General features: G+C 42.7%; 12 protein-coding genes. 11 read left to right on the forward strand and 1 reads right to left on the reverse strand.

Annotated features, from left to right (window positions below; genetic code table 11):
- Window positions 1-94 precede the first annotated feature (94 nt).
- Both KDJ85_RS09555 and add read left to right on the forward strand, forming a co-directional pair.
- Window positions 95-1,741 (forward strand): YdgA family protein, encoded by a 1,647-nt coding sequence (locus tag KDJ85_RS09555; protein ID WP_225819460.1) that lies wholly within the window; start codon window positions 95-97, stop codon window positions 1,739-1,741.
- 191 nt (window positions 1,742-1,932) lie between these two features.
- A complete protein-coding gene (add, locus tag KDJ85_RS09560; protein ID WP_225819461.1) occupies window positions 1,933-2,934 on the forward strand; it encodes an adenosine deaminase in 1,002 nt (333 codons plus the stop codon).
- A gap of 237 nt (window positions 2,935-3,171) precedes the next feature.
- Here add and KDJ85_RS09565 read toward each other — a convergent pair whose 3' ends face one another.
- Complete coding sequence (locus tag KDJ85_RS09565; RefSeq protein ID WP_225819509.1) at window positions 3,172-4,146, reverse strand: bile acid:sodium symporter family protein; 975 nt, start codon at window positions 4,144-4,146, stop codon at window positions 3,172-3,174.
- 393 nt (window positions 4,147-4,539) lie between these two features.
- On the opposite strand from KDJ85_RS09565, the gene KDJ85_RS09570 reads away from it, so the two are divergent.
- The 9 genes from KDJ85_RS09570 (at window position 4,540) to KDJ85_RS09610 (ending at window position 13,974) form a co-directional block, all read left to right on the forward strand.
- On the forward strand, window positions 4,540-4,980 hold the full coding sequence (locus tag KDJ85_RS09570) for a DUF2569 domain-containing protein (protein ID WP_225819462.1): 441 nt from the start codon (window positions 4,540-4,542) through the stop codon (window positions 4,978-4,980).
- Between the two features lie 88 nt (window positions 4,981-5,068).
- Window positions 5,069-5,650, forward strand: a complete 582-nt coding sequence (gene rsxA / locus KDJ85_RS09575) for an electron transport complex subunit RsxA (protein ID WP_219247833.1) — start codon at window positions 5,069-5,071, stop codon at window positions 5,648-5,650.
- Window positions 5,650-6,264, forward strand: a complete 615-nt coding sequence (gene rsxB, locus KDJ85_RS09580) for an electron transport complex subunit RsxB (RefSeq protein ID WP_047757294.1) — start codon at window positions 5,650-5,652, stop codon at window positions 6,262-6,264. The genes rsxA and rsxB overlap by 1 nt, the downstream gene beginning before the upstream one ends.
- On the forward strand, window positions 6,257-8,791 hold the full coding sequence (rsxC, locus tag KDJ85_RS09585) for an electron transport complex subunit RsxC (protein WP_225819463.1): 2,535 nt from the start codon (window positions 6,257-6,259) through the stop codon (window positions 8,789-8,791). Before rsxB ends, rsxC begins: the two co-directional genes overlap by 8 nt.
- Window positions 8,792-8,802: 11 nt before the next feature.
- Entirely contained in the window at window positions 8,803-9,882 is a 1,080-nt protein-coding gene (gene rsxD, locus KDJ85_RS09590) for an electron transport complex subunit RsxD (RefSeq protein ID WP_225819464.1), read from the forward strand.
- Between the two features lie 9 nt (window positions 9,883-9,891).
- Window positions 9,892-10,521 (forward strand): electron transport complex subunit RsxG, encoded by a 630-nt coding sequence (gene rsxG / locus KDJ85_RS09595; protein WP_225819465.1) that lies wholly within the window; start codon window positions 9,892-9,894, stop codon window positions 10,519-10,521.
- Complete coding sequence (locus tag KDJ85_RS09600; protein ID WP_206086078.1) at window positions 10,521-11,234, forward strand: electron transport complex subunit E; 714 nt, start codon at window positions 10,521-10,523, stop codon at window positions 11,232-11,234. The genes rsxG and KDJ85_RS09600 overlap by 1 nt, the downstream gene beginning before the upstream one ends.
- Window positions 11,235-11,254: 20 nt before the next feature.
- Entirely contained in the window at window positions 11,255-11,896 is a 642-nt protein-coding gene (gene nth / locus KDJ85_RS09605) for an endonuclease III (protein ID WP_206086079.1), read from the forward strand.
- Between the two features lie 134 nt (window positions 11,897-12,030).
- A complete protein-coding gene (locus KDJ85_RS09610; RefSeq protein ID WP_225819466.1) occupies window positions 12,031-13,974 on the forward strand; it encodes an exoribonuclease II in 1,944 nt (647 codons plus the stop codon).
- Window positions 13,975-14,004: the final 30 nt, after the last annotated feature.

Consider the following 14,004-nt stretch of genomic DNA (forward strand, 5'->3'; position numbering starts at 1 on the left):
AACCGTCTTTCTTACGCAGCATTAAGACGGTTATATAAAACTTATACAAATTTATAAGTGCGTTAGAAACGTACTGAAAGGATGGATGTTTATAATGAAAAAGTCATTAGTCGCGGTTGGTGTTATCGTTGCTCTGGGCGCAGTGTGGACCGGTGCATCATGGTACACAGGTTCTAAAGTTAAAGATGAACTTGATAGAGTCATCCTGAAAACCAACGATTTTTTTGCTGTAAATGTACCTGAGTCAGGTGTGAACTTTAAATTAGAAAACTACAAAAAAGGCGTTTTCTCTTCACAAGCTGATATCGTAATTACGTCAGCAGATTCGACTACACCTGATGAATCAATCGTATTTAAAGCAAATATCGACCATGGCCCATTCCCTATTTCACAGGTTGCTAAATTTAATTTAATGCCTAAATTAGCAGCGACCCAAGTTGAATTAGCCAATAATGCTACAACTAAAGAATTATTTGAAGCAACCAAAGGGAAGCCATTCATTCATGGTAATGCTGTTATCGGCTACAGCAAAAGCATTGATACTAATTTAGAGTTAATCCCTGTTGAATACTCTAAGGATGATGCTACCGTTTCTTTCAGTGGCTCTAAGTTTGATATTTCAACAACGGCTGACCTTGCTGCGGTTGATGCGTCTTTAATTACTGACAGTTTAATTATCGGTAAGAAAGATAAAACTGAATCCATGACATTAAAAGGCTTAAAATTAGTCTCTAATGTGACAAAATCTCAGTACGGTTTCTATACAGGTAAACAATCGTTTGTTATCGCAGACACTGACTTTAACATCCCTGATACCAAATTCTCATTTAAGGATTTCAAAATCTCAAGTGATACCGCTATCACAGGTGAAGATGTTAAAGGGAATATCTCTTACAGTATCGCTGACTTAAAAGCATTAGAGCAAAACTTAGGTTCGGGCGAATTAACTGTTGCAATTGAAAAGTTAGATGCAAAAGCATTGGGCAAATTTGTTGAGCAGTACAACGAAGCATTGGCACAAGGCTTAGCAAATGGCGATCCAACTGAAGCAACAGAACGTTTAGCGATGGAAATGATGTCTACTACATTACCTGAGCTGATGAAAAGCAAACCTGTTTTCACTGTTAGCCCGTTCTACTGGAAAAACGAAGCGGGTCAAAGCTCTGTTGACTTGAACATTACGTTTAACAAATGGAACCAAGACGAAATCACAGCCTTAGCAATGTCTAACAAAGTTGATGAAGCTGTTAAGCAATTGATTTCATCTTTCGACTTCAACCTGAAACTGAACAAACCAATGTTAATCGAATCTATGACGCAAGCCATGATCATTGACCAAGGTACGCCAGTTGATGCTGATACAAAGAAAGAAATGAAAGGCATGGTAACGTCTGAGTTCGAAGGCGTGCAGCAAATGTTAACATCTGACATGTTCTCTTCCCCATTCGAAGAAATGTTCATGACAGATGAAGAACGTACTGAAAAAGCAAAACAGAAAAAATCACCGTGGATGATTGATAGTGAAAATGATTTAACAATGACTATCAAGTTTGCAGGTAATGACCTCACATTCAACAATGATAAATACACATTAGCTGAATTCCTGACTAAGATGAAAATTATGTCGAATCCAGATGATGCTTTAGAGTACGAAGCTATTCCAGCGCCGGATGCAGAGCCTGCTCCAGAAATGGAAGCGCCAGAATTAGCCCCTGCTCCGCAAGAAGCACCAGCTAACTAATTTCTGTTACCTAAAAATTAAAAGCGCCAGTCAATTTGATTGGCGTTTTTTTTATTTCTGCACATTAAATGTGATTTAGATCACACTATAAATGTAATAATCAAATACGTTTCACATTTTTCGTGATTTGAATTTGCTTTTGGCGTTATAACCGCCAAAATAAGGGAAGAAAATAGATAAAGGAACATTCCGTGATAAAAACAAATCTCCCTTTAACCGATTTACATCGCCACCTTGATGGTAATATCCGTCCAGAAACCATTCTTTCTTTAGCTAAAGAACACAATATTCAGCTACCCGCCACGGAACTTGAAGCTCTTCGCCCTCATGTGCAAATTATAGGCCAAGAAGCCGACTTAGTGGGTTTCTTAACAAAATTAGATTGGGGTGTGGCGGTTCTTGCTGATTTAGATGCATGTCGTCGTGTTGCGTTTGAAAACGTTGAAGATGCCTTCAATGCAGGTATCGATTATGCAGAATTGCGCTTTTCACCTTATTACATGGCAATGAAGCACCAATTACCCGTTGAAGGTGTCGTGGAAGCAATAATTGATGGTGTACAAGCAGGTTGTCGCCAATATGATATTAGAATCAATCTGATTGGTATCTTGAGCCGTACGTTTGGACAAAAAGCGTGTACCACTGAATTACAAGGCTTGCTTGCACATCGCAACCAATTGTGTGCTTTAGACCTTGCAGGTGATGAGTTAGGTTTCCCTGGTGAGCTATTTGAAGAGCATTTTATTAAAGCTCGTGATACAGGTTTAAACATTACCGTACATGCAGGAGAAGCCGCTGGTGCTGCCAGTATCTGGCATGCAATTAAAGTATTAGGCGCGCAACGTATTGGTCATGGTGTAAAAGCTATTGAAGACCCTGCTTTGATTGAATATTTAGTTCAACATCAAATTGGCATGGAAAGTTGTTTAACATCGAATATCCAAACTAGCACAGTGCCTTCACTGGCTGAGCACCCACTCAAAACCTTTTTGCAACAAGGTGTGTTAGCATCAATTAATACTGACGATCCTGCTGTTCAAGGCATTGAATTACGCCATGAATATGAAGTCGCCGCACCACAAGCAGGTTTGAGCGTTACAGAGATAGAACAAGCACAGCGTAACGGCTTAACAATGGCATTTTTATCCGATAGCGAAAAAGTCGCGTTAACCCAAAAAGCGGCCAACCGTTAATCAGTGAATTATTGAGGGCATAGAATAATGCCCTTTTCCTTCAGTTCTTTCTTCCAGACAAACTCACATTATTTTCAATCATCCCTGTCAAGCTACTAACTGCTAACATATTAATTTCAATGCTAAGGTGCGTTATTTAATGATAACGCACAGCATGTTGTAACTAAAAACAAGACAAACTGTAAATAACAAAAACAGCTTAAATAAGCATATTATTCAAGCTATTCGATAAAACGATTACTTCACTAAGCGTTTTGCATAACGCTGTGCCAATACCGCGCTCACCATCAATTGGACTTGGTGGAAAATCATCAGAGGCAATAAAATCACGCCTACCGTGGCTGCTGGAAATAACACATTCGCCATTGGAACACCATTTGCTAAGCTTTTCTTTGAACCACAAAAAACAATCGTGATTTCATCTTCTTTGCTAAAGCCAAGTAAACGAGCCGCTAACGTGTTTACCACTATCACAACAAATAAAATAATGCATGTCACAACAACAATCATCAATAATGAATAAGCATCAATTTTCTGCCAAATTCCCTCTACCACTGCTTCACTAAATGCCACATAAACAACAAGTAATATTGAAGATCGGTCAGTGATATTGACTAACTTACGATGGCGATTAATCCAATTAGCAATTAATGGGCGAGATAAATGCCCCACAACAAAAGGCAACATTAACTGCATAAGAATGGAACCAATTGCATTAAGTGTATCCATCGCTTGGCTACCATCAGCATCCATCAACAACCCCACCAAGATAGGTGATAGAAAAACACCTAAAATACTTGAAGCGGAGGCACTACAAATCGCGGCAGCGATATTTCCACCTGCAACAGAGGTAAATGCAATGGCAGATTGGACGGTTGCTGGTAATGCACATAGATAGAGGAAGCCCATATAAACCGTCGGCGACATCCATGCAGGCACAATAACGGCTAAGCCGAGACCTATAATGGGGAATAATATAAATGTACTTGCAAATACCAGTAAATGTAATCGCCAGTGCCCTATCCCTGCCATTATTGACTCACGTGATAGCTTAGCTCCATGCATAAAAAACAAGAGAGCAATCGCCGCAGTTGTTAGGTATTGGAAGCCGGTCTTAATATCTCCTTCACAAGGAAATAGGCTTGCCACGACCACAACACAAATCATGATCAGTAAAAAAGGGTCAATTCTTAATTTTGCAAGTAAGTTCATTTGCTTATCCATAACAAAAGCCAGAGCTTTAATTGGCCTTAAAATCGGTTTTAGCCTTAAAAGATAGCCGTAATAATTCATTTTTCAATGGAAAAAATCTCAGCATCCCTGAAGATTATTAAAGTGACAGTGTCACTCCATGTTATCAATTAACGACGGTTATTTAATAAGTTCGCTAAAAAAGCCTGTTTACAGTGTAAAATAGCCAGTTATTATGAAGATCCTCACTAGATCTTAATCGATCATGGGTTAATCGTCGTTATGCCTAAGCTTTTTTATTACTGTAGATATAAATAAGCATCGAAAAGTAGCATTAGAAGGAATGAGTTGGCAAATAAATCTATGATAGAATTATTAAATCTATTGCGATTGGCTAAAAATGGATAATTATTTATGAGTTCAGTTTATGACGCTAACCGCCTGACGGGTTGGCTTTTGGTTCCTGCAATCTACTTGCTACTCACTTTCTTGGCTGTTTGTAGTATGACGGTGATGTATTGCATCAAGCTGTATGAAATCATCACCACGGTAGAGGGTTGGACAAGTTTTATTCCTGCCGCATGGTATTTGTCATTTGCAATCTCGATTGGTATGACAATATTTAGTGTTCATGTGCTTCAATTAATGTTTTCTCGTTCAAAGCACTTCCCTCGCCGCTTTACGATTTGGTTACTTATTTTATTATTATTAGGACTAAAAACATTTGCATTTTCACCCATTGATGACAAAACGGCTCTGCAAGTCCTTGCTTGGCCACTATTAGGCGCAGGGTTCTTTGTTCCTTATTTAAAACGTTCTCAACGAGTTAAAATGACTTTCACACAAGATCGATAAGCATCACAAAAATTGCTTGATATCATAATGGCTGTTTAGCTGGCTTCGGCCAGTTTTTGTTCTTTATATTTTCATTTCAGGCAATAGCATGACTGATTATCTACTACTCTTTATTGGTACGGTGCTGGTTAACAACTTCGTCCTTGTGAAATTCCTCGGATTATGCCCCTTTATGGGCGTCTCAAAAAAACTTGAGCCCGCCATTGGCATGGGGCTTGCAACTGCGTTTGTTATGACGTTGGCCTCCATAAGTTCATGGTTAATTGATACGTTAATCTTGGTTCCCCTTGACCTTCTCTATCTGCGTACATTGAGCTTTATCCTTGCGATAGCCGTTGTGGTGCAATTTACAGAAATGGTTGTACGGAAAACGAGCCCTACCTTATACCGATTATTAGGTATTTTCTTACCGCTGATCACGACGAACTGCGCGGTATTAGGTGTCGCACTGTTAAACATCAATATGTCCCACAGCTTCTTACAATCAGCGGTGTATGGGTTTGGTGCTTCAGTGGGCTTTTCTCTTGTTATGGTCCTGTTCGCAGCTATCCGTGAACGACTCGCTGTTGCCAATGTCCCTGCCCCATTCCGTGGTTCTTCCATTGGCCTGATCACCGCAGGGCTGATGTCCCTCGCATTTATGGGCTTTAGTGGTTTGGTGAAATTCTAATGATGTCTGTATGGATTGCCATCGGTATATTAGCCGTATTTGGTTTGATTTTCGGCCTAATTTTAGGCTACGCGTCGTTACGCTTTAAAGTCGAAGCTGACCCAATTGTCGAGCAAGTCGAAGCTATTTTACCTCAGAGTCAATGTGGCCAGTGTAGCTATCCAGGTTGCCGCCCTTACGCAGAAGCGGTCGCTAATAATGGTGAAATGATCAATAAATGTGCCCCTGGTGGCGAGCAAGTCATGCTAAAGATAGCTGAATTGCTGAATGTTGACCCGCAACCTATTGATGGTGATGAAGCGGCGCAGAACCCTGTTCGTAAAGTTGCCATTATCGATGAAGAAAACTGTATCGGTTGCACAAAATGTATCCAAGCTTGCCCTGTTGATGCCATTGTCGGTGCCACCCGTGCAATGCATACCGTAATTGAAGATTTATGTACTGGGTGCGATTTATGCGTCGCCCCCTGCCCAACTGACTGTATTGAACTTGTCCCCGTGAAAACCACAACCGCCAATTGGAAATGGGATTTAAACACCATTCCTGTGAAAAATATTTCTGTTGAACCTATTGAAAAAACTGAAGTGAAGGCAAGGGAGAACTCCCATGCTTAAGTTATTTAAATGGTTGAAAAAAGACAATATCTGGGACTTTGATGGTGGTATCCACCCGCCTGAAATGAAGTTACAATCCAGCCGTACCCCTATGCGGGTTGCAACTATACCTAATGAGCTGATTATCCCGTTGCAGCAGCATTTAGGCCCTGAAGGTGAACTTATCGTTCAAGTCGGTGATTCTGTGCTCAAAGGCCAGCCGTTAACGCGTGGTCTTGGTCGTACTGTACCAGTACATGCTTCAACCTCTGGAACGATTACTGCAATTGAACCGATGGTAACTGCACATCCATCGGGTTTAAAAGAATTATGTGTACGTATTCAATCTGATGGTAAAGATACTTGGTGCCCATTAGAACCAACCCCTGATTATCATCAATTAGCCAAACCAGATTTATTACACAAAATTGAGCAAGCTGGGATTGCAGGCTTAGGTGGAGCGGGCTTCCCTACCGCCTCTAAATTGGCGGGAGGTAAAGATGCGATTAAAACATTGATTATCAATGCGGCTGAGTGTGAACCTTATATCACCGCTGATGATAGGTTAATGCAAGAGCACGCCCAAGAAGTGATTGAAGGCTGCCGCGTCTTACAGCATTTATTAAATCCGGACCAAGTATTAATTGGCATTGAAGATAATAAGCCAGAAGCCATTCAAGCACTGAATAAAGCCATTACTCAACAAGACCCAAACATTTTCGTCCGCGTTATCCCAACTAAATACCCTTCAGGTGGGGCCAAACAACTGACTAAAATTTTAACAGGTCAAGAAGTGCCATCGGGTGCCCGCTCATCCCAAATAGGCGTGTTGATGCAAAACGTGGGCACTGTTGTGGCAATTAAACGTGCTGTTATTGATGGACAACCTTTAATTGAACGTGTTGTCACTGTAACAGGTGAAGCGATTTCCCAACCAGGAAATTTCTGGGCACGTTTAGGTACCCCAGTAAGACACTTACTGCAACAATCTGGATTCAACCCAGAACCTGAACAAATGGTGATCATGGGGGGGCCATTGATGGGCTTTACCCTACCCGACCTCAATGTTCCTGTCGTCAAAATTTGTAACTGTCTTTTAGTTCCTACAATGGAAGAAATGGGGCCAAAAGCCCTCGAAGAAGCATGTATTCGTTGTGGATTATGCGTCGATGCCTGCCCAGCAGCTTTATTACCGCAGCAACTTTACTGGTTCAGTAAGGGTGACGAGCACGAAAAAGCGCAAAAACACAATTTATTCGATTGTATTGAGTGCGGTGCCTGTGCGTATGTTTGTCCAAGCAATATCCCGTTAGTGCAATATTATCGCCAAGAAAAAGCAGAAATTCGTGAAATCGCACAAGAAGAGCGCCGCGCCGCAGAAGCGAAGTTGCGCTTTGAAGCGAAACAGCAACGAATGGAGCGCGATAAACTGGCCCGTGAAGAGCGCCATAAGAAAGCGGCTGTTCAAGTTGAAAGTGCCGATAAAGACGCAGTAAATGCAGCATTAGCAAGAGTGAAGGCAAAACAAACTGCAAGCCAAGAGCCGATTAAAATTGTTTCTGGCGAATTACCTGACAACAGCGCAGTTATTGCGGCACGTGAAACACGAAAAGCCCAAGCACGTGCGAAACAAGCTGAGAAATTGGCTAATGTGCAAGCTAATGCTCCTGTTAGCGGATCTGATGATGACCCACGCAAAGCCGCTGTTGCTGCTGCCATTGCCCGTGCGAAAGCCAAGAAAGCGGCGCAAGAGCCAACGGCTCCTGTCATTGACGCTCAACAGGAAGTAGAAGTCGACCCACGCAAAGCTGCGGTTGCTGCTGCTATTGCCCGTGCGAAAGCCAAGAAAGCGGCACAAGAGCCAACGGCTCCTGTCGTTGACACTCAACAAGAAACAGAAGTCGACCCACGCAAAGCCGCGGTTGCTGCCGCCATTGCCCGTGCGAAAGCCAAGAAAGCGGCGCAAGAGCCAACGGCTCCTGTGGTTAACGCTCAACAAGAAACGGAAGTCGACCCACGCAAAGCCGCGGTTGCTGCTGCCATTGCCCGTGCGAAAGCCAAGAAAGCGGCACAAGAGCCAACGGCTCCTGTCGTTGACGCTCAACAGGAAATAGAAGTCGACCCACGCAAAGCTGCAGTTTCTGCAGCCATTGCCCGTGCGAAAGCCAAGAAAGCGGCACAAGAGCCAACAGCTCCTGTGGTTAACGCTCAACAGGAAACAGAAGTCGACCCACGCAAAGCTGCAGTTGCTGCCGCCATTGCCCGTGCGAAAGCCAAGAAAGCGGCACAAGAGTCAACAGCTCCTGTCGTTGACACTCAACAAGAAACGGAAGTCGACCCACGCAAAGCCGCGGTTGCTGCTGCCATTGCCCGTGCGAAAGCCAAGAAAGCGGCGCAGAAACAAGCAACAATTGATGAGTTATCGCCTGCGGCTGAGCAACCCATAGATGAAGAGACCGACCCTAGGAAAATTGCAGTTGCTGCTGCGATTGCCCGCGTCAAAGCAAAACAAGCTGAAAAGCACAATGAACAAACGATAACAGAGTAAGTGATAACGAAATGAAATTTAGGCCAATTGATGCGAAAAATCGCCGACTAAAAATTGCAAGCGCACCATTTACTCATAATAACCAAAGCACCAGCTTAGTGATGTTTTGGGTGCTTCTCGCTGCCATTCCAGGAATAGCAGCACAAATTTACTTTTTTGGTATAGGTACGCTCTATCAAATTGTTCTAGCGATACTCACAGCGGTTGTCACTGAAGCGGTTTCCATACGCTTACGCAAGCAGCCTGTAGTTCCTGTACTTAAAGATAATTCTGCTATTGTTACTGCCCTATTACTCGGGATCAGCTTACCCCCGTTATCACCTTGGTGGTTGATTGTATTAGGGACATTCTTTGCCATTACCATCGCTAAACAATGTTATGGTGGATTAGGGCAAAACCCATTCAACCCAGCAATGGTTGGCTATGTTGTATTATTAATATCCTTTCCTGTACATATGACCAACTGGCTGCCACCACAAGAATTGCAAAACATGCATATCTCTGCCATTGATAGCTTGTCTGTGATCTTCAGTGGGCAGACTTCTTCCGGGGTGACGCTTGAACAGTTACGAACAGGTATAGATGGGATGAGCCAAGCGACACCGCTGGATAGCTTTAAAACAGGCTTACTAACACACTCTATTTCTGACGTATTACAGCAACCTATTTTACAAGGCTCATTAGCTGGGATTGGCTGGCAGTGGGTAAATATTGCTTATCTTATTGGTGGCTTAATTATGATTAACCGCCGTATTATTAGCTGGCATATTCCGTTGTCATTCTTAGGAACATTAGCTGTTTTCTCCATAATCAGCTACTTGATTGATGATAGCCGTTATGCGCCGCCATTGGTTCAGTTACTGTCAGGTGCCACCATGTTGGGTGCGTTCTTTATCGCAACCGACCCTGTTACCGCTTCAACAACACCAAAAGGGCGAATTATTTTTGGAGTGATTATTGGTTTCTTAGTGTGGGTGATCCGTGTTTATGGCGGATACCCTGATGCCGTTGCCTTTGCTGTATTATTGGCAAACATCACCGTGCCGTTAATTGATTATTACACTCAACCGCGTGCATATGGACACAAATAAGGAGCCAACATGTTAAATACAATGCGACGTCACGGAACTATCCTTGCCATATTTGCCGCAGGGACCACGGCATTGAGCGCAGCGGTCTATACTTTAACGAAAGACATTATTGCAGAACAAGCCGCCATTGTGCAGAAAAAATTGCTCGACCAAGTCGTCCCCAATGAACTCTATGATAATGATTTGACTAAAGAATGTTATCTAGTCACCAATGAGGCTATATTAGGTAACAAACAGCCACGGCGTTTATATATAGCCCGTAAAAATGGTGAACCCGTTGCTGCGGCGTTAGAAACCACGGCATTAGATGGTTACTCAGGGGCTATCCACTTGTTGGTAGGCGCTGATTTTAACGGCACTGTTTTAGGTGTCCGTGTGACTGAACACCATGAAACACCTGGGCTTGGTGATAAAATTGAAACGCGTATTTCAGATTGGATCACCCATTTAAGCGGGAAGCAAATCGAATCGGAAAATGACCCCAAATGGGCTGTAAAAAAAGATGGTGGCGAGTTTGACCAATTCACTGGCGCCACCATCACACCAAGAGCGGTGGTCAATGCCACCAAACGAACTGCGGTCTTTATGCAAACTATTCCGCAAGAATTAGCAACTTACCCAAATTGTGGGGAAGAATAATGAGTGAATCTAAAGATTTATTAGTCCAAGGGTTATGGAAAAATAACTCTGCATTAGTCCAGCTGTTAGGGCTTTGCCCGCTATTGGCTGTGTCTTCTACAGCAACGAATGCACTCGGGCTTGGCCTTGCTACAACACTTGTGCTGATATGCACTAACGTAGCTGTTTCTGCCCTTCGCCGCTGGGTGCCCTCTGAAATTCGTATCCCAATTTATGTGATGATCATTGCATCGGTTGTGAGTGCGGTACAAATGCTAATCAACGCCTATGCTTTTGGTTTATATGAATCGCTCGGGATTTTTATTCCGTTGATTGTGACAAACTGCATCGTCATTGGCCGTGCAGAAGCCTACGCATCTCGCAACCCCGTTTCGTTATCAGCATTAGATGGCTTAGCGATGGGCTTAGGGGCAACCGCGACATTGTTTGTTTTGGGGTCAATTCGTGAAATTTTAGGTAACGGTACCTTATTTGATGGCGCTGATTTACTGTTAGGCTCATGGGCTACCTCATTACGCATTGAAGTTATTCACCTTGATTCTCCATTTTTACTCGCTATGCTACCACCAGGTGCCTTTATTGGCCTTGCCCTATTGTTGGCTGCAAAATATTTAATTGATGAAAAAATGAAAAAAAGAGCAGCTTTGCAAGCTGATCATCAGTCAGTACGCGAATATGAAAAACAACAAGGTTGTGGCGGTCATCTTTCTTAATAAACAAATTAATGTGAGCAATGAATAAATCAAAACGTATTGAAATTTTAACTCGCTTACGGGACAACAATCCCCACCCAACAACGGAGCTAGAATTTAGCTCCCCGTTTGAGCTATTAATTTCTGTGTTACTCTCCGCCCAAGCGACGGATGTCAGCGTTAATAAAGCCACGGCAAAGCTTTACCCCGTAGCAAACACACCTGAAACAATTATGGCGCTGGGTGTTGATGGAATTAAAGAATACATTAAAACAATTGGCTTATTTAATACTAAGGCAGAAAGTGTTTATAAAACTTGTAAGATACTGATTGAAAAGCACAATAGCCAAGTTCCCGAAAACCGTGAAGCCCTTGAAGCGCTTCCAGGCGTTGGCCGTAAAACAGCCAATGTCGTTCTTAATACGGCCTTTGGTTGGCCAACTATTGCCGTCGATACTCATATATTCCGCGTATGTAATCGTACCAACTTTGCCCCAGGTAAAGACGTTGTCGCGGTTGAAGAAAAGTTACTGAAAGTCGTCCCTGCTGAATTTAAAGTCGATTGCCATCACTGGTTTATTCTACATGGGCGTTATACTTGTATTGCACGCAAACCCCGCTGTGGTTCATGCATCATCGAAGACCTCTGTGAATTTAAAGACAAAGTCTACCCAGAGGATTAACTATATATCGTGCTTTTGATGATAAAAAAGATAGCTCATCGTGCTAATCATAAGCACAACGCATTTTTTCCTTGCTCTAAGACTTTGTCTTACGTAACAATAGAGCCAAACTCAAACTTAATAAAACGGTAAGTATGTTTCAAGACAACCCACTGCTCGCACAACTAAAACAGACATTACATGCCCAAACACCTCGTGTTGAAGGGTTAGTAAAAAGCACTGAAAAAGGTTTTGGCTTTTTAGAAGTTGATGGCCAAAAAAGCTATTTCATTCCGCCTCCTCAGATGAAAAAAGTGATGCACGGTGATCGTGTCATCGCCGCAGTACATACAGATAAAGACCGTGAATTCGCTGAGCCAGAAGAGCTTGTCGAGCCTTTTTTAGAGAGATTTGTCGGTAAAATTCAGAAAAAAGAAAACGACAATCGCTTATTTGTTATCCCCGATCACCCGTTACTCAAAGACATGATTTTATGTCGTCCTGTGAATGGTATTACCCATGAATTTAAACAAGATGATTGGGTCGTCGCCGAAATGCGCCGTCATCCCTTAAAAGGCGATAAAAACTTTTACGCAGATATTACAGAATACATCACTGAAGGCGATGATCACTTTGCACCATGGTGGGTAACGTTACGCCGTCACCAATTAGACCGTGATGAACCTCAAATGGTGGAAAGCGAGCGTGATGATCAAGGCATTGAACGAGTTGATTTAACTGACTTACATTTTGTGACCATCGATAGCGCTAGCACTGAAGATATGGATGATGCGTTGTATGTTGAGAAAACCGCTGAAGGCAATCTCAAATTATTCATCGCTATTGCTGACCCAACCAGCTATATCCAAGAAGGCAGTAAATTAGATAAACTGGCACTTGCGCGTTCTTATACTAACTATTTACCTGGTTTCAATATCCCAATGTTACCGCGTCAATTGTCAGATGATTTATGCTCCTTGCGCCCAAATGAACGTCGCCCTGCTTTAGTGTGTGTGGCGCAAATTCATGCAGATGGCAGCCTTGATAGTCACATTGAGTTTTTCAGTGCTTGGGTCGAATCAAAAACCAAATTAGTGTATGACGAAGTTTCTGATTGGCTTGAGGAAATTGGGAATTGGCAACCCGCCAATGATACAGACAAACAACAAATATTGCTGTTAAAAGAAATGGCGGATAAACGCTTACATTGGCGCGAAACTCATGCATTAGTCTTTAAAGACCGCCCTGATTACCGCTTTGTGCTTGATGATAAAGGCAATGTCGTTGATATTGTCTCAGAAAGCCGCCGCAGTTCTAACCGCATTGTTGAAGAGGCGATGATCACTGCTAACCTTTGTGCAGCCAGCGTGTTAAAAGAAAAACTCGGCTTCGGCGTTTTCAACGTGCATATGGGCTTTGAGCCATTGCAAATTGACCAGGTTGTTCAAACCTTAAAAGACAATGGTATTGAAACCACCGCAGAATCGCTGTTATCGCTGGAAGGTTTCCGTCAATTACGTCGTAAGCTTGATGCAGAACCTACTCAGTTCTTAGATAGCCGAATTCGTCGTTACCAAACATTTGCCGAAGTTAAAGCCGATCCTGGTCCTCACTTCGGCCTTGGTTTTGACGCTTACGCAACATGGACATCCCCGATTCGTAAATACACCGATATCGTTAACCATCGGTTATTAAAATCTATTATTGCGGGCAAGCCTTCAACAGATAAACCCACTGAAGCGCTTTCCATTAAATTAGCAGAACGCCGCCGAGCAAACCGTATGGCGGAACGTGACGTGGGTGATTGGCTTTATTCACGTTACTTAAAACCGTTTGAAGGTACTGACACTAAATTCCCCGCAGAAATTATTGATATTACCCGTGGCGGTATACGTGTACGCCTCGTAGATAATGGCGCGGTGGCATTTGTTCCCGCACCATTTATTCACAGTGTTCGCGATGAAATTCAGTGTAGCCAAGAAACTGGCAGTGTTCTAGTTAAAGGCGAAAAAGTATATCAACTCAATGATATTATTAATGTCACCATTGCTGAAGTCCGTATGGAAACACGTAATATCGTTGCTCGCCCTGCAGAATAATACTTGTTGTGCTATCTTTAAAAGACCATA

Origin of the sequence: Providencia vermicola (assembly GCF_020381325.1) — a bacterium.
In the GTDB taxonomy this organism is placed as follows: domain Bacteria; phylum Pseudomonadota; class Gammaproteobacteria; order Enterobacterales; family Enterobacteriaceae; genus Providencia; species Providencia vermicola.